Genomic DNA, 16202 nt, shown 5'->3' on the forward strand with positions numbered 1-16202 from the left:
GCCGGGTAAGCGCAGCGCCACCCGGCGAACACACTGCACTACTCTTTATTCTTCTGCTCAATCGACGCCAGAATCCCGCGCAGGATGTTCAGCTCCTGGCTTTCCGGACGCGCGCGGGTGAACATACGGCGCAGCTTGTTCATCACCTGACCCGGGTGGCCTTCACGGATAAAGCCGGTTGAGAGCAGCGTCTGCTCCAGATGACCGTAGAAGCGCTCGAGGTCGTCCACCAGCGGGTAGGCCGTCTCTTCTTTAGGTTCCACCGGTTTCTCCTGCGTCGCCAGCCATGCCATGCGCACTTCGTAGGCGATCACCTGCACCGCCATCGCCAGATTCAGCGAGCTGTATTCCGGGTTGGCGGCAATCGCCACATGATAGTGACACTTCTGTAATTCCTCGTTGGTCAGGCCAACGCGTTCACGGCCAAACACCAGCGCAACCGGCGCCTGTTCCGCTTCTGAGATGCTTTTCAGGCCGCATTCGCGCGGGTCCAGCATCGGCCAGGGCAGCGTACGGGAGCGCGCGCTGGTCCCCACCACCAGGCTGCAACCGGCCAGAGCTTCATCAAGGGTGTCCACGATCTGCGCATTCCCGATCACGTCGCTGGCGCCGGCTGCCAGAGCAATAGCCTGAGAGTCTGGTTTCACCAGCGGATTCACCAGCCACAGGTTCGTTAAGCCCATGGTTTTCATAGCGCGGGCCACAGAGCCCATGTTGCCGGTGTGCGATGTTTCGACCAGCACGATTCGAATGTTTTGCAGCATAATTTTTAGATGTCTGGATTCAGTGTCTGAAGAATATTCGGGCATATTATCATAAACGAGAGACATAATCCGATCCCGCTGCTATACTCTGCGCCGATTTTCCTGTTCTTTAACATCCAGTGAGAGAGACCGATGCATCCGATGCTGACCATCGCCGTGCGCGCAGCGCGCAAGGCGGGTAATGTAATTGCCAAACACTACGAAACCCCAGACTCCGTAGAAACCAGCCAGAAAGGCAGCAATGATTTCGTGACGAACGTCGATAAAGCCGCAGAAGCGATTATTATCGAAACGATCCGCAAATCTTACCCACAGCACACCATCATCACCGAAGAAAGCGGTGAACATGAAGGTACCGATCAGGATGTTCAATGGGTTATCGATCCACTGGATGGCACCACCAACTTCGTCAAACGCCTGCCACACTTCTCTGTGTCTATCGCAGTACGCATCAAAGGCCGTACTGAAGTCGCCGTTGTTTACGATCCAATGCGTAACGAACTGTTCACCGCGACCCGCGGTCAGGGCGCGCAGCTGAACGGCTACCGTCTGCGTTGCAGCAATGCACGCGATCTGGACGGCACGATTCTGGCGACCGGCTTCCCGTTCAAGGCGAAGCAGCACGCAACCACTTATATGAATATCCTGGGCAAGCTGTTCACCGAATGCGCGGACTTCCGTCGCACCGGCTCTGCTGCACTGGATCTGGCCTACGTCGCGACCGGCCGCGTTGACGGTTACTTTGAGCTGTCTCTGAAGCCGTGGGACTTCGCGGCGGGCGAGCTGATCGCTCGTGAAGCAGGCGCGATTGTTTGCGACTTCACCGGCGGCCATAACTATATGTCTACCGGCAACATCGTTGCAGGTAACCCGCGCGTTGTTAAAGCCATGCTGGCAAACATGCGTGATGAACTGAGCGATGCGCTGAAGCGTTAATCCCGGTAACTGCACTCAGCGGTTATTTCCCCAATGCTGTCTGTTTTTATAAATCCCCGATATTCATCATCGGGGATTTTTTATTAGTCGTTCCTGTTACGCCTAAATAATCATCAGTATTTACTCTGTAATTTGATTTATAGCAGATTGCCTTTTCGTTTTTATCATTACGATACTTCTTAACTAAACACCTCACTCAGGAAAAATAAATGAGCAACCTTATTTATTTAACGCTTGAGGGCAATATTCAGGGAAAGATTTCTGCTGGCTGTGGTTCTCAGGCTTCAGTCGGCAACCGCTATCAGCTGGGGCATGAAGATGAAATCTTTGTTTTCAGCCTGATGCAGGAAGCGGGCGGTACCGGTGGCCGGCTTCATCATCGCGGACTACAATTCTGTAAGCTCCTGAATAAAAGCTCTCCGTTAATCAGTAATGCTATTAATAATAATGAACGTCTTAAGCTTACCTTTGATATTTACCGCACTAATCGATACGGTCAAATGGAGAAGTATTATCTTATCGAATTACGTGGTGCATCAATACGGTCCATTCAGCTGCATTCAAAAATGAATGATATGGACTATGAATATATCTCGGTGGATTATGATTATATTCTGAGTCGCCATCTTATTGCCGGTACCGAATTTGATTATCTGCTGACGCCTGAAAATTACAGCCGTCTTTTTCCGGTGGTGCAGAAGACTATCCTCCCCGAAGAGCAGCCTGAACGGAGAGTGACATTGGTGCTGGGGATATTCTTTGATGGCACCGGTAATAACGCGGTAAACACCCGGAACATGCTTGAGGCCCTTACGGCGCAGCACTTTGATATTAACAGCCCGGATGCGGTAACCATTCTCGCCAGAAATGCATCGGAAAAGATGGGGATTAGTGGGATCGGGGCGGGCAGCTATCTGGGGTATTACACGAATATTCACTGGTTGAATGAACTGTATGTAATAACTTTTCCCCCAGAGAGTAGTTACATTCAAAATACTGTTTATGTCGAAGGCATTGGAACTCGAGCTGGAGAACCCGATAATCCGATAGGGCTTGGGTTAGGTACAGCAGAGACTGGTATTATTGCCAAAACTGACGATGCGGTAGCGCAGTTGGCGACAACCATAGATGCAGCGCTTGGTTTACTGAAAGGGAAGTTTATCGTCGACAAATTGCGATTTGATATCTTCGGCTTCAGCCGCGGCGCTGCGGCGGCTCGCCACTTCGCCAACCGTGTCCAGGCGGAAGACCAATCCATTATCAGCGCCATTTCAGCGGGTATGGGTAAAATTAGCTACCATGGTGCTCCGGCAGGCAGAAACCGTTTTCTCGGTATCATGGACACCGTGGCGGCCGTCGGCACGCTGGCGAACGGTCTCAATCCACACAGCGCCGATACCGGCAATGTCGACATACGCCTGCGTCCCGGCGTGGCGGAAAAAGTATTCCACATCACCGCCCAGCACGAATGCCGCTATAACTTTGCCCTCAACAGCGTTGCTCCCGCCTGGCCGGAACTCATACTTCCCGGCGCTCATTCTGATATCGGCGGCGGCTATCTGCCCCAGCTGCGGGAAGACCTTTTTCTCACCCGTCCACTGGTGGAAACCCTGCCTCACAACCAGCCAGGCGCGCAGTCGCACGCTTACCAGCAAACGATGGCGCAGCTACGCGCGCTGGAGCATTCACCGGCCATCATGCCCATCATTCGTACCAGTGCCATCACCCCGGACGTATGGGAAGACGATTTTGCCCCGCCGGACCACTACAGCCAGCCGCAGAAACGGACCTTTTCCGCTCTGACGCTGCGCCACCGGACGGTCTTTTTTGACTGGTCGAAAGTGGCGCTGCGGCTCATGGTTGATGCAGCGGTAGAGGCTGGGGCGTTATTTGCTGACGTAGATGGCAACAAAACGCACGGCTTACCTGATGAGCTAAAGCCGTTGTCTGACCGCGCCCGAGAAATGGGAAAAGCGGCCCGTCAGCAAAGAAGCGTAACCGGCTTTACACCTGATGAAGTGGACATAATTGCCCGGAAATATATCCACTGCTCAGCCCACTGGAACGCTGTTGAACTCAAAAAGTCCGGTGAATTACAGGGTGGTGCCTCAGCGTCCGAAACCGTCGGCTTTGTCAACCGGCCGGATGAGAACTGGAGCAGAACGATTTACAACATGGATGGAACCAAACGATGAAAAAACGCAACGTGCTGGCGCTTGCCCTGCTGCTTACGGCTGCAGGCTGCAGCCCACAAAAATCTCACCCTTTACAGTCAAAACAGGCCGCCAGCGGTGACTGGACGCTTCCCTATGACAAGTGGTTTTTTTTATTTATCACACCCAGAGAATTACCGTCTATGGTAAATCACGCCAGAGTCATCGACACGGATGGTTATCTGTATACGTTCAATACTCTTGATCCGACGTCCAGAGATCCTGGCTCTGTTGATAGATGGCCTGAGAATGCACATGGCTTTGGCGGTCAATTTAACAAAGTCAAAGCCCCCCCGCAGTATATTGTCTTCTGCTGGGAATCCTATATTGACCAGCAAACCTACGAAACCAGCGCCGTCTTCGGCCCGGACACCTGGCTGCGAATGAAAACACCTGCCGATCATATCAGTCCCACGGGCAGAACTGTCTGGTACAACAGAATGGTATTTGGCCTCTCCCCCGGAGGAAAAGTCAAAATCTGGTTTTCAGATGTCGCCGGACGCCCCAGCCTGCCCGTCAAACCGCTGAAACTGACGACCCGCTCCGGCAAGGACCTTACCCTGTGCAAAGGCTACGTCGTTCCCGGCGGTACGTTTAACGTCATCCAGTCAACGCAGGATTTCATCAAAGGCAAAACCTACCCCTACGGTAACTGGGATTAACAAGAAGCGACAGACTCGTGGTTATGGGGGATCAGACCGTACGTCGCTAAAACGGCCGCACCCCCCTTCCCACCGGCACCGCGCTCATCCACATTGTCACCGCAGCCACCAGCAGAATCACCCCGCCCGCCAGCGCCAGAGTCGTCCAGCCAACCTGTCGCCACAATACCGGCGTTTTATTGCCGCTGAGTTTTACCGCCAGCTGACGGAAGCTGTGCACCAGCAGGGCTAACGAAGAGATCGTCAGAGACGTTCCCGCCGCCATCGCCAGCGCCGAGAGCATGCCCCAGCCAAATACGCCTGTCACTTTGCTGAACAACAGCACCATGATTGCGCCCGAGCATGGACGCATCCCCATTGAGAGAACAATCATCAGGCGCGCACGCCAGTCCTCACTGTTCTGTAATTGTTCCTGCGTCGGCAGATGCTGATGCCCGCACCCGCAGTTTTCATGGTGAACGTGATGCGGTGTAAAGGATTTGAATTTTGGTTTTCGCAGCAACGCGCGCAATTTTTTCAGCGCCCGCCAGCAGAGGATCAGCCCCAGCACGCCTACCAGCGCGTAACTCCCCTTCTCCAGCCAGAAGCTGCTCATATGCAGCTGGCGGGCCGGCAGTTGTAGCAGCGAAAGGACGACCACGACCAGCGCAATCGCCACTCCGCCCTGAAGTAAAGAAGAAGCCAGCGTCAGGCCGATACTCGATTTCAGCTTCGACGGATGCGTGGCAAGCCAGGTCGTGATGACGATTTTGCCGTGCCCCGGTCCCAGGGCATGCAGCACGCCATAGATAAAGCTGAACGCCAGAAGAGCGCCGCCCGCTTTGGTCGGATTTTCCGCCACCGCTTTCAGCAGACCGCTCATCTGCTGATTAACTTCCCGCTGCCAGAGGATGCTTTTCATCATCACCTGCGGCCATGCCTGCCACAGCCAGAGCGCGCCGCCAACCGCTAACAACAAAAAGAGCGCCAGAGGCCAGAGGTGCAGCCAGCGACGCGGCTTACTGACGGGAGAGGAGATCACTGACATTGTAACGTCACCTCCTGCGCAAACTGTTTACCTAACTCCATGTCTTCGGGGGGCGCATCCTCTTTATCAAGAGAAACGGCAAAGTTCAGCATCTCTTCGCTGGGTTTCGGGGTGTGCACGGCAATTTTGCAGCTTTTTTGTAGCGCGTCCGGCAGCCGTACGTCGCTGTCATTGTCATAGCGCATATCGACATAGTAGGTTGGGTCAAACGTGGAAAACCTGTACTTCTGCCCGGCCAGCGGTTGAGGGTGCGCCAGCGGAAGGATAAAGGTCAGCACCGCCTGATGTCCGTCGCGGGTCATACCGTACACCGTGGGACGGTTGAGAAATTTCACCTTTTGTCCGTTGTGCCAGAACTCGGTGAAGTAGTGCTGACCCAGCACGTTGGCCATCACTTCCGCCGCCAGCTTTTTCCAGATCTCATCGCCGGGCTTTGCGTTTCCGGCATCGTACAGCAGGTCGGCGGAGGTGATTTCATCCATCGTCCAGCGCATTTTCAGGCCGCTGAGCTGCGTGCCGTCCGTCACCAGTTCGGTTTTCAGGCTGATAAAACTGTGAGGATGTGCGCCGGCGGCAAAAGTGAAAACCGCCAAAAATAACGCTACCGCGCTTTGTTTAACTATTTGCATCTGTTCCTCACGTCAAAAATTCTGTGATGTTCGCCAGCAATCCTGAGTGAAAGGCCTGCCGGTGCGCTTTTCAGCGCCCATCCTTTAGCTATTCTTATCAAACATTCACACTGGATACCCGACAGATGATGACGACGCTTGAAATTCCATCTGTGCTTTCCAGTTCGCAGCGCCGCTGCCAGGTGCTTTTGATGCTTTACCTGCCCGATGCTGCCATCACCGCACAGAGCATAATCGCTGCCAACGGCGTGGACGACGTCATGGCACGGCAAGATATAGCCGAGACGCGCGATGAAATCCAGCGCTATCATCGGCTTGATATTGTCACGCACCATGATGGCTGCTACCGAATTGAGGGTTCCGCCCTGAATCAACGTTTGTGCCTGCTGCACTGGCTGCGCAGGGCGCTTCGGCTCTGTCCACATTTTGTTGCCCAACAGTTTACCCCTGCCTTAAAAACCGCGCTTAAACAGCACGGCATTGCCCGCCCGCTTTATGACGATGCGAACCTTCGGGCGCTTATCAACTTTTGTGCGCGCAAGCTTCAGCGCCAGTTTGAGTCCCGCGACGTACAGTTTTTACAGCTTTATCTGCAATATTGTCTGATTCAGCATCATCTGGGCAATACGCCAGAGTTTTCGCCCGTTCAGCGCAGCTGGACGCAGTCCCGAGGGGAATACTTTACGGCGCAGGAAATTGTCCGCCACTGGAAACGGCGCGTCCCGCAGGGAACTCACAGCGATGAACAGCTGTTCCTGGCACTGCTGTTTATGATGCTTCGCACACCCGACCCGGTGATGGATAAACACCAGCAGGATCAGCGCCTGCGTCGCGCCATCGTGCGTATGATTGCCCGTTTCCGGGCGCAAACCGGGATGAACTTCAGCGATGAGCAAGGGCTGACCGATCAGCTTTATATTCATCTGGCTCAGGCGCTGGACCGCTCCTTATTTGACATCGGCATCGACAACAGTCTGCCGGAAGAGATCCACCGTTTATACCCCCGGCTGCTGCGCACCACTAAAGAGGCGCTGTTTGAGCTGGAAGCCGAATTTGGTCTGCGATTCTCCGGTGAAGAGATGGCTCTGGTGGCGGTGATTTTTGGTGCCTGGCTGATGCAGGAGACCGACCTGCATGAAAAACAGGTGGTTCTGTTAACGGGGGAAGATAAAGCCTGCGAAGCGTTAATTGAGCAGCAGCTTCGCGAGCTGACGCTGCTGCCGCTCAATATTCGTTATCTTAGCCTGGAGGCGTTTAAGAAGGAGGGCGCCCCCCGCGAGGCGGCGCTGGTCATTACGCCTTATCCAACCGCCTTGCCGCTGTTCTCGCCGCCGCTCATTCATGCCGTTGAGGCCCTGAACACGCAGCAGCAGGAACATATTCGCGTTATGCTCGAATCATAGTTACGAGCGAGCAGCCACCTTTGGGCGGATGACGATGGCAGGTAAAGCGACCAGCGCCATCACCCAGAACACACCGTGCCCCAGGTGCTGATAGAGGAAACCGGCAAATACGGTCATCACCGCAATACTGCCGCCCATCGCCACCGCTGAATAGACCGCCTGAAGACGAATAACGTCCCCACCCTCTCGCGCCGCGATGTAGCGCATCGCCGCCAGATGGCACACGGTGAAGGTTCCGCAGTGCAGAATTTGCGCCACAATCAGCCACGGCAGCTCAGTCGTCCAGCCCATGATGCCCCAGCGCACCACGCCGCAAACGGCGGAAAGCAGCAGCAGGTCACGCGCCCCGAAACGACGGAAAAGTTTTTGGCTCAGCGCGAAGATAATGACCTCCGCCACCACGCCGAGCGACCACAGGTAGCCTACCGCAGAAGCCGAGTAGCCCGCCCCCTGCCAGTAGATGGCGCTGAAGCCGTAATAGGCCGCATGTGCCCCCTGGAGCAGACAGACGCAGGCCAGGAAACGCCAGCTTTGCGCCACCAGCGAGCGCCAGGCGGGCCAGCCGGCGCTCTCCTGATGGCGGCTTTCGCCCTGCGGCATTACCGACGGACGCAGCAACATACCGAGCAGCATCGAGGCGATGCCGAGCGTTAACAGCGCCAGAATGGCACGATAGTCATAGAGGCTGACCAGTTTCCCGACCAGCGCAGAGCCGATCACGAAGGCAATCGATCCCCACAGGCGCACGCGGCCATAGTCCATGGTGATCTGCTTTTGCCAGGTGTTCGCCAGGGCATCCGTCAGCGGCACCAGCGGGGAGAAGAACAGGTTAAAGCCAACCATTACCACCATCAGCCAGGCAAACTGATGGCTGACCCAGAAGCAGGCCGCAAAGACCAGCGTCAGCAGGGCCAGAATTCGCACCGCTTTAATCAGTAAGGAGGGATCGCTGACGCGGGGCGCAATCAGCAGGCTACCCAGGAAACGTGCCACCAGCCCCGCGCCCAGCAGGATGCCAATGGTCTCAGGCGTCAGACCAATTCCCTTGAGCCAGACGCTCCAGAAAGGCAAAAAAATACCGTAACTAAAGAAATAGGTGAAATAGCTGAGCGCCAGCCAGCGCGTGGAATGCAAGACCATGAATCCCTCCCGAAATGGAGGCGATAGTCTGGCGTTAATCCCTGACTTTAGCAAGTCGTTAGCGCGCTATAAATTAACGATAAATTAACATCATGGACAGCCGGTCGGCGTATGGCGAGAGCGGCAAAATTGTATTACGTTTAAAGAACATCGCCTGAAGAGGTCGTTTGCCATGAACAACTTACGTTATTTCGATTTCGGCTCCTCTCGTTCTTTCCTGCTTTTAACTGCCCGCATTGCTATTGTGGTCCTGTTTATTATTTTCGGTTATCCCAAGCTGACGGGGTTTAGCGGCACTGTTCAGTATATGACGTCGCTCGGCGCCCCCATGCCCATGCTGGCTGCCATTATTGCGGTGGTGATGGAAGTCCCCGCCGCGATTCTGATCGTGCTGGGCTTTTTCACCCGCCCCCTCGCGGTGATCTTTGTCTTCTATACGCTGGGAACGGCGGTGATTGGTCACCACTACTGGGATATGACGGGCGATGCGGTTCTGCCAAATATGATTAACTTCTACAAAAATGTGAGTATCGCTGGCGGCTTTATTTTGCTGGCGATTACCGGGCCGGGGGCCATCTCCCTCGACCGACGTTAGCCCATAAAAAAAAGGCCGCATGAGCGGCCTTTTTCAGTTCTGCGACGCAGAGAATTATGCGTACACCGGGAAGCGTGCGCAGATGTCCAGAACTTTACCTTTAACGCGCTCGATAACCGCGTCGTCATTGATGTTGTCCAGAACGTCACACATCCAGCCCGCCAGCTCTTTCACTTCCGCTTCTTTAAAGCCACGGCGAGTTACGGCCGGAGAACCGATACGGATACCGGACGTCACGAACGGGCTCTTCGGATCGTTTGGCACGCTGTTTTTGTTGACGGTGATGTTGGCGCGGCCGAGGGCTGCGTCAGCTTCTTTACCGGTCAGGTTCTTATCAACCAGGTCCAGCAGGAACAGGTGGTTTTCAGTCCCACCAGAGACCACTTTGTAGCCACGGTTCAGGAACACTTCCACCATCGCTTTGGCGTTTTTAGCAACCTGCTGCTGATAAACCTTGAACTCTGGCTCCATCGCTTCTTTCAGCGCGACGGCTTTCGCGGCGATAACGTGCATCAGCGGGCCGCCCTGGGCGCTTGGGAACACGGCGGAGTTCAGCTTTTTGTACAGCTCTTCGTCACCGCCTTTCGCCAGGATCAGGCCACCACGTGGACCCGCCAGGGTTTTGTGGGTGGTGGTGGTCACAACGTGCGCATGTGGAACCGGGTTCGGGTAAACGCCTGCCGCAATCAGACCGGCAACGTGCGCCATGTCGACGAACAGGTACGCGCCGATGCTGTCAGCGATTTCACGCATTTTGGCCCAGTCAACGATGCCGGAGTAAGCAGAGAAGCCACCGATGATCATCTTCGGCTTGTGCTCTTTGGCCTGCTTCGCCATGTCTTCATAGTCAATTTTACCGGACTCATCAATACCGTAAGGGATGATGTTGTACAGTTTGCCAGAGAAGTTAACCGGGGAGCCGTGAGTCAGGTGGCCGCCCTGCGCCAGGTTCATACCCAGAACGGTATCGCCCGGCTGCAACAGCGCGGTGTAAACAGCGAAGTTAGCCTGAGAGCCAGAGTGCGGCTGGACGTTCGCGTAGTCAGCGCCAAAGAGTTCTTTCGCACGGTCAATCGCCAGCTGCTCAACGATATCAACGTATTCGCAACCGCCGTAGTAGCGCTTGCCCGGATAACCTTCAGCATATTTGTTGGTCAGCTGAGAACCCTGCGCCTGCATTACGCGCGGGCTGGTGTAGTTTTCGGAGGCGATCAGTTCGATGTGCTCTTCCTGACGTACTTTTTCCTGCTCCATAGCCTGCCACAGTTCGGCATCATAATCGGCAATGTTCATTTCACGCTTTAACATCCGCATCTCCTGACTCAGCTAACAAGTAAATTTTTGGCCTGAAAAGGCAGTCCTGTTGGACGACGGGCAACAGTATAACTGAATAGTTCTGCGATAACAGGTCTTGACAAACGATTTTACGCAAACGTTTACCTCCACGCCACGCAAGGGTTTGAGCAATAAAGCTCTCGCCATTTTCAACGGATTTCTTTTCAGCTTTGTGATGCATATTTTTCACGATGCAAAGAACCATTTACATTGCATGGGTATTTTTATAAGATGCATTTAAAATACATCATTAAAGTAACATCAGAAGGAAGCTGCTATGCTCGACGCCCAAACCATCGCTACCGTGAAAGCCACAATCCCCCTGCTGGTTGAAACGGGTCCTAAACTGACCGCCCATTTCTACGATCGCATGTTCGCGCATAACCCGGAGCTCAAAGAGATTTTCAACATGAGCAACCAGCGTAACGGCGATCAGCGCGAAGCGCTGTTTAACGCTATTGCCGCCTATGCCAGCAACATCGAAAACCTGGCGGCTCTGCTGCCTGCGGTGGAAAAAATCGCCCAGAAGCACACCAGCTTCCAGATCAAACCTGAGCAGTACAACATCGTCGGCAGTCACCTGCTGGCAACCCTGGACGAAATGTTCAGCCCGGGCCAGGAAGTACTGGATGCCTGGGGTAAGGCCTATGGCGTACTGGCAAACGTATTCATCAACCGTGAAGCGCAGATCTACAGCGAAAACGCCAGCAAGAATGGCGGCTGGGAAGGCACGCGCGCCTTCCGCATCGTTGAGAAAACCCCGCGCAGCGCACTGATCACCAGCTTTGAGTTTGAGCCAGTGGACGGTCAGCCGGTTGCCGATTACCAGCCGGGCCAGTATCTGGGCGTCTGGCTGAAGCCTGAAGGCTTCCCGCACCAGGAGATTCGCCAGTACTCCCTGACCCGCAAGCCAGACGGCAAAGGCTATCGCATTGCGGTTAAACGTGAGGAAGGCGGTCAGGTATCCAACTGGCTGCATAACGAAGCCAGCGTGGGCGACGTGGTCCATCTGGCGGCACCGGCGGGCGATTTCTTTATGGCCGTTGAAACGAATACCCCGGTGACGCTGATCTCCGCAGGCGTAGGTCAGACGCCAATGCTGGCGATGCTGGATACGCTGGCGAAAGCAAACCACAGCGCGCAGGTTAACTGGTTCCACGCGGCGGAGAACGGTGATGTGCACGCCTTTGCGGATGAAGTCAAAGCGCTCGGAGCGACCCTGCCGCGTTTCACCGCGCATACCTGGTATCGCCTGCCGACGGAGGCAGACCGCGCAGCGGCTCGTTTCGACAGCGAAGGCCTGATGAATTTAGGGCAGCATGAAGGGGCGTTCAGCGCACCGGGGATGCAGTTCTACGTTTGTGGGCCAGTAGCGTTTATGCAGTATGCCGCGAAGCAGCTGGTAGACCTGGGCGTGAATAAAGACAACATTCATTACGAATGTTTCGGCCCGCATAAAGTGCTGTAATCGCCCGGCGGCGCTGCGCTTGCACGGGCCTACGAAGGGTTTTTTAGGCCGGGTACGCGCAGCGCCACCCGGCAAGAATGTTAAATCGCCGCGTCGTCTTCTTCGCCGGTACGGATACGGATCACGCGCGCCACGTCAAAGACGAAGATTTTCCCGTCGCCAATTTTACCGGTCTGCGCCGTGCGGATGATGGTATCCACACAGGTATCGACGATATCATCGCTCACCACGATCTCGATTTTCACTTTCGGCAGAAAGTCCACCATGTACTCTGCGCCACGGTATAGCTCGGTGTGGCCCTTCTGACGACCAAAACCTTTCACTTCAGTTACGGTCATCCCGGTGATGCCTACTTCTGCCAGCGCTTCACGTACATCATCCAGTTTGAAAGGTTTAATAATCGCATCAATCTTTTTCATGGTGGGTCCTTAAACTCTTGCCAGTAAGCAGCCTCGTAATCGGTTGCTCACAGTATCATATTCAGGCGAATTTTGCGGTATTACTCTTTAAAATCGTTCGCTTCCAGCTCGTGGCGTGAGAGCAATTTATAAAACTCGGTACGGTTACGACCGGCCATGCGCGCCGCGTGGGTCACGTTGCCTTTGGTGATTTGCAGCAGCTTGCGCAGATAGTTCAGCTCGAACTGGTTTCGCGCTTCCGCAAACGTCGGTAAGGCCGTGTTTTCCCCCTCGAGCGCCTGCTCCACCAGCGCATCGCTAATCACCGGTGATGAAGTCAGCGCCACGCACTGCTCAATCACGTTCACCAGCTGGCGTACGTTGCCCGGCCAGCTTGCGGTCATCAGGCGTTTCATCGCATCGGTGGAGAACGCGCGCACGAATGGTTTGTGGCGGTCAGCGGCCTGGCGCAAAAGGTGATTTGCCAGCAGCGGGATATCTTCCGCACGCTCGGCCAGCGCCGGGATTTTCAGGTTGACGACATTCAGTCGATAGTAAAGATCTTCACGGAACTCGTTGCGCGCCATCACCTTGGGTAAATCGCGATGGGTAGCGGAAATAATACGCACGTTGATATCGATATCGCGGTTGCTGCCAAGCGGACGCACTTTTCGCTCCTGCAACACGCGCAGCAGTTTGACCTGCAACGGCGCGGGCATATCGCCAATTTCATCAAGAAACAGCGTGCCCCCCTCAGCCGCCTGGAACAGCCCTTCACGGCTGCTCACCGCGCCGGTAAAGGCGCCGCGGGCATGGCCGAAGAGCTCAGACTCAAGCAGCTGTTCCGGCAGCGCGCCACAGTTGATGGCAATAAAGGCATTTTTACTGCGCGGGCTGGCGTTGTGGATAGCCTGGGCCAGGATCTCTTTCCCGGTCCCGCTCTGGCCGTTGATCAGCACGCTAACGTCGGATTGCGCCACCATCCGCGCCTGTTCCAGCAGGCGCAGCATCACAGGGCTACGCGTCACGATGGATTCACGCCAGGCGTCGTCGCCGGATGGCGCCGCATGCTCAAGGGCGCTGTCGATTGCTTTATAGAGGGCGTCTTTATCCACTGGTTTGGTGAGGAAGCTGAATACCCCCTGCTGCGTCGCGGCCACCGCATCAGGAATAGATCCGTGAGCGGTGAGGATAATCACCGGCATCCCGGGCTGCTGCTTCTGGATCTCCGTGAACAGTTGCAGGCCATCCATTTCATCCATGCGCAAATCACTGATCACCAGATCGATTTTCTCGCGGCTGAGCACTTTCAGCCCCTCCTGCCCGCTTTCAGCGGTGACCACGCTGTAGCCTTCGCTGACCAGACGCATTCCCAGCAGCTTTAACAGCCCGGGATCGTCATCCACCAGTAACAGATGGGCAGGTTTACGGCTTGTCATGGCTTCACATCCTCTTGTTTCGGCGTCTCACTGTCTGGCGTCGTGGCAGAGTTGCCTTTCGACCCATCGGGCAGATAGCTGCCTGCCGGCTTACGCGTCGAGAGCTGTCTTTCGATATCGGTCAGATTTTCGAGCTTGCGGGTGGTGGTTTCCAGCTGCTCGCGCAGCGACTCCTGCTGCTGGCGAAGCGCATCAAGCTCGCTGTCGCTCGACTGCTGCAATTTGCTGTAGCGGAAACGCTCTTCAGACAGTTGTAATTGCAGGGTTTGTCCATCCCGCCAGAGCTGATAGACCGGGCGCACCTGCGGGGGAATATTGATCACGTAAGTATCCAGCCGCGTCACGTTGGCGCGGCGTTCGACAGGCGTGATTCTGGCATCCGCCATCACGATCCCACGTTTAAACGCGTCCTGCCAGGTATCGTCCACCAGCATCGCCGCCTGGGCACGGGCCTCGGCGGGCGCCAGCCGCTGGGCGCAGTCTATTCCGCGCAGCCAGAACAGCGGATTGGATTCAACATCACGCCCCGACAGGTTCCAGATATCATCGCAACGTGTTGAAAGGAAATCGGCCAGCTGTTTTTGCGGCCATTTATCTTCCTGTTTGTGGCTAATTGCACTTTTCGGCGCATGGGTTACACAGCCGGCCAGCAGTAAGCAGGGCAGGCTCAGGCGCACATTTTTGCTGGAAAACACCGCGCGCAGTGCGCGGTAAAAGACGTGTGACATACTCACCAGGTTGTTATTCATTTCATTGATTTTTCCGGCTCAAGAGGCAGTTCGATACGAAAACAGACATCGGCGCGTTCATCACTGACGATGTTAAGCTCACCCTGCATGCGTCGTATGCAGTCGCGGGCAATACTCAGCCCCAGACCACTTCCTTTTACCGCACCTTTTCGCTGATGACTCCCCTGGAAGAAGGGCTCAAAGATCATCGTTTTTTCATCATCCGGAATCGGGCTTCCCGTATTCGCTACGTCAATAAATACCCGCGAACCGTTGTTATTGCTTCTGATATAAATGGTACCGGATTCAGTACCATAGTGCACCGCATTGGAATAAAGATTATCCAGTACGCTCATTAACAGCATCGGCTCTGCCAGGCAGGAAGGCGCATTGAGATCCACCTGGGTATGCATCATTTTAGCTCTTGCTGGCAGGCTATGGGCGGAGATCACCATGTCCACCAGCGGTTCAATCTCAACGCTTTCAAGCACCACAGCACCATCCGCCAGCTTGCGGTTATAGTCCAGCAGTTGTTCAATAAGTTTTTGTAAATTGCGGCTACTGGCATCCAGAATCGCCACGATCTCTTTTTGCTCAGGGGTTAACGGCCCCGCTACTTCGTCTGCCAGCAGCTCCGTGCCTTCACGCATACTGGCCAGCGGTGTTTTGAGTTCGTGTGAGAGATGGCGCAGGAACTGATGACGCTGCGATTCCAGCCACGCCAGGCGTTCAGAAAGCCAGATGATACGCTGACCGACCGAGCGCAGCTCGCGCGGGCCTTTAAAAACAACCGTATCCCCGAGAGATTTGCCCTCCCCCAGGCGGTTAATCATCCGCTGGATCCCCTTTACGGGGCCGATGATCATGCGGGTAAAGAGCAGTACCAGCCCAAGGCTGACGAGGAACAGCACCAGCGCCTGCCAGCCGAAGAACTGGCCGCGCTCGGCAATCTCCTGCTGGAGTTGCTGCCCACGGGAAAAGATAACCGTACGGGTGGACTGCACCATCTCCGTATTGGCGTTCGCGAAGGCTTCAAGTCGGGCGGCGGCGGCGGCATCAGGACCGCTGTTTTTGCACTGGAGCTGCGCCAGATCGTTCAGATCCTGACGCAGCGCCTGATAGAGTTTGTCATCCGGCAAGACCCCGGCATGGGCATCCAGCATTTCGCTGTAGCGTTTACGCTGGTTCTGATAGACCCTCTCCAGCGTGCGGTCGTCCAGCACGCAGTACTGGCGATAGCTACGCTCCATCTCCAGCGCGGCATTGGTCATTGCCTCGCTACGGCGGGCATCAATAAGCGTGGTGCGGTTAGTCAGGGCCGCCTGGGCACTTAACGCATTCAGGCTTTGCCATGCCTGCCACGCCAGAACCAGCAAAGGTAGCAGGATCAGCAGGAAGGCCATCATAACGAGCTGTCGCAGGGAGCGAGGGAAAGCGGGCCAGCGTTTCAACACATTACTCTCAT

The 16202-nt window shown here is 55.3% G+C and carries 15 protein-coding genes; 6 read left to right on the forward strand and 9 right to left on the reverse strand.

Annotated elements, in window-relative coordinates; translation table 11 throughout:
* Positions 1-38: 38 nt before the first annotated feature.
* Entirely contained in the window at positions 39-764 is a 726-nt protein-coding gene (trmJ, locus tag INF61_RS17395; protein WP_015572157.1) for a tRNA (cytosine(32)/uridine(32)-2'-O)-methyltransferase TrmJ, read from the reverse strand.
* A gap of 132 nt (positions 765-896) precedes the next feature.
* Here trmJ and suhB point away from each other — a divergent pair, with 132 nt between their 5' ends.
* From suhB to INF61_RS17410, 3 genes are all read left to right on the forward strand, one after another.
* Entirely contained in the window at positions 897-1700 is an 804-nt protein-coding gene (gene suhB / locus INF61_RS17400) for an inositol-1-monophosphatase (protein WP_003860668.1), read from the forward strand.
* Between the two features lie 209 nt (positions 1701-1909).
* Positions 1910-3895 (forward strand): type VI secretion system tube protein TssD, encoded by a 1986-nt coding sequence (gene tssD / locus INF61_RS17405; RefSeq protein WP_193547950.1) that lies wholly within the window; start codon positions 1910-1912, stop codon positions 3893-3895.
* Positions 3892-4575, forward strand: a complete 684-nt coding sequence (locus tag INF61_RS17410; RefSeq protein WP_045142488.1) for a DUF2931 family protein — start codon at positions 3892-3894, stop codon at positions 4573-4575. Before tssD ends, INF61_RS17410 begins: the two co-directional genes overlap by 4 nt.
* A 46-nt stretch (positions 4576-4621) precedes the next feature.
* Here INF61_RS17410 and INF61_RS17415 read toward each other — a convergent pair whose 3' ends face one another.
* Both INF61_RS17415 and INF61_RS17420 read right to left on the reverse strand, forming a co-directional pair.
* Positions 4622-5602, reverse strand: a complete 981-nt coding sequence (locus INF61_RS17415) for a nickel/cobalt transporter (protein ID WP_045333743.1) — start codon at positions 5600-5602, stop codon at positions 4622-4624.
* A complete protein-coding gene (locus INF61_RS17420; RefSeq protein ID WP_048973745.1) occupies positions 5593-6231 on the reverse strand; it encodes a DUF1007 family protein in 639 nt (212 codons plus the stop codon). Before INF61_RS17420 ends, INF61_RS17415 begins: the two co-directional genes overlap by 10 nt.
* A gap of 125 nt (positions 6232-6356) precedes the next feature.
* Here INF61_RS17420 and csiE point away from each other — a divergent pair, with 125 nt between their 5' ends.
* Entirely contained in the window at positions 6357-7634 is a 1278-nt protein-coding gene (csiE, locus tag INF61_RS17425) for a stationary phase inducible protein CsiE (RefSeq protein WP_015572154.1), read from the forward strand.
* On the opposite strand, the gene INF61_RS17430 is transcribed toward csiE, so the two are convergent.
* Positions 7635-8774 carry a 3-phenylpropionate MFS transporter gene (locus tag INF61_RS17430; RefSeq protein ID WP_032669382.1) on the reverse strand — a complete coding sequence of 380 codons (1140 nt, stop codon included), beginning with the start codon at positions 8772-8774 and terminating at the stop codon, positions 7635-7637. It abuts the gene before it with no gap.
* 172 nt (positions 8775-8946) lie between these two features.
* On the opposite strand from INF61_RS17430, the gene INF61_RS17435 reads away from it, so the two are divergent.
* Entirely contained in the window at positions 8947-9369 is a 423-nt protein-coding gene (locus tag INF61_RS17435) for a DoxX family protein (protein WP_193547951.1), read from the forward strand.
* 54 nt (positions 9370-9423) lie between these two features.
* Here INF61_RS17435 and glyA read toward each other — a convergent pair whose 3' ends face one another.
* Complete coding sequence (gene glyA, locus INF61_RS17440; RefSeq protein ID WP_003860678.1) at positions 9424-10677, reverse strand: serine hydroxymethyltransferase; 1254 nt, start codon at positions 10675-10677, stop codon at positions 9424-9426.
* A gap of 304 nt (positions 10678-10981) precedes the next feature.
* Between glyA and hmpA the strand changes: the two genes are divergently transcribed.
* Positions 10982-12172: an NO-inducible flavohemoprotein gene (gene hmpA, locus INF61_RS17445; RefSeq protein WP_023304225.1), complete on the forward strand. Its 1191-nt coding sequence runs from the start codon at positions 10982-10984 to the stop codon at positions 12170-12172.
* 80 nt (positions 12173-12252) lie between these two features.
* On the opposite strand, the gene glnB is transcribed toward hmpA, so the two are convergent.
* From glnB to qseE, 4 genes are all read right to left on the reverse strand, one after another.
* Positions 12253-12591 (reverse strand): nitrogen regulatory protein P-II, encoded by a 339-nt coding sequence (glnB, locus tag INF61_RS17450; RefSeq protein WP_003860685.1) that lies wholly within the window; start codon positions 12589-12591, stop codon positions 12253-12255.
* An 80-nt stretch (positions 12592-12671) separates the two neighbouring features.
* Positions 12672-14009: a two-component system response regulator GlrR gene (glrR, locus tag INF61_RS17455; protein ID WP_015572150.1), complete on the reverse strand. Its 1338-nt coding sequence runs from the start codon at positions 14007-14009 to the stop codon at positions 12672-12674.
* On the reverse strand, positions 14006-14758 hold the full coding sequence (gene qseG, locus INF61_RS17460) for a two-component system QseEF-associated lipoprotein QseG (protein ID WP_015572149.1): 753 nt from the start codon (positions 14756-14758) through the stop codon (positions 14006-14008). Before qseG ends, glrR begins: the two co-directional genes overlap by 4 nt.
* The gene (gene qseE, locus INF61_RS17465) at positions 14755-16188 is read right to left on the reverse strand and encodes a two component system sensor histidine kinase QseE/GlrK (RefSeq protein ID WP_193547957.1); all 1434 of its coding nucleotides are present in this window, start codon (positions 16186-16188) and stop codon (positions 14755-14757) included. Before qseE ends, qseG begins: the two co-directional genes overlap by 4 nt.
* Between the last annotated feature and the right edge of the window lie 14 nt (positions 16189-16202).

The sequence above is a fragment of the Enterobacter cloacae complex sp. P18RS genome (assembly GCF_014982105.1).
GTDB classification, from domain to species: Bacteria; Pseudomonadota; Gammaproteobacteria; order Enterobacterales; family Enterobacteriaceae; genus Enterobacter; species Enterobacter hormaechei_C.

What these genes read in the sequence shown, in the direction of transcription:
- INF61_RS17435 (WP_193547951.1), top strand. Translation starts at nt 8,947, where the DNA reads ATGAACAACTTACGTTATTTCGATTTCGGCTCCTCTCGTTCTTTCCTG.
- hmpA (WP_023304225.1), top strand. Translation starts at nt 10,982, where the DNA reads ATGCTCGACGCCCAAACCATCGCTACCGTGAAAGCCACAATCCCCCTG.
- INF61_RS17415 (WP_045333743.1), bottom strand. Translation starts at nt 5,602, where the DNA reads ATGTCAGTGATCTCCTCTCCCGTCAGTAAGCCGCGTCGCTGGCTGCAC.
- trmJ (WP_015572157.1), bottom strand. Translation starts at nt 764, where the DNA reads ATGCTGCAAAACATTCGAATCGTGCTGGTCGAAACATCGCACACCGGC.
- glrR (WP_015572150.1), bottom strand. Translation starts at nt 14,009, where the DNA reads ATGACAAGCCGTAAACCTGCCCATCTGTTACTGGTGGATGACGATCCC.
- csiE (WP_015572154.1), top strand. Translation starts at nt 6,357, where the DNA reads ATGATGACGACGCTTGAAATTCCATCTGTGCTTTCCAGTTCGCAGCGC.
- glyA (WP_003860678.1), bottom strand. Translation starts at nt 10,677, where the DNA reads ATGTTAAAGCGTGAAATGAACATTGCCGATTATGATGCCGAACTGTGG.
- glnB (WP_003860685.1), bottom strand. Translation starts at nt 12,591, where the DNA reads ATGAAAAAGATTGATGCGATTATTAAACCTTTCAAACTGGATGATGTA.
- INF61_RS17420 (WP_048973745.1), bottom strand. Translation starts at nt 6,231, where the DNA reads ATGCAAATAGTTAAACAAAGCGCGGTAGCGTTATTTTTGGCGGTTTTC.
- qseG (WP_015572149.1), bottom strand. Translation starts at nt 14,758, where the DNA reads ATGAATAACAACCTGGTGAGTATGTCACACGTCTTTTACCGCGCACTG.
- tssD (WP_193547950.1), top strand. Translation starts at nt 1,910, where the DNA reads ATGAGCAACCTTATTTATTTAACGCTTGAGGGCAATATTCAGGGAAAG.
- suhB (WP_003860668.1), top strand. Translation starts at nt 897, where the DNA reads ATGCATCCGATGCTGACCATCGCCGTGCGCGCAGCGCGCAAGGCGGGT.
- INF61_RS17430 (WP_032669382.1), bottom strand. Translation starts at nt 8,774, where the DNA reads ATGGTCTTGCATTCCACGCGCTGGCTGGCGCTCAGCTATTTCACCTAT.
- INF61_RS17410 (WP_045142488.1), top strand. Translation starts at nt 3,892, where the DNA reads ATGAAAAAACGCAACGTGCTGGCGCTTGCCCTGCTGCTTACGGCTGCA.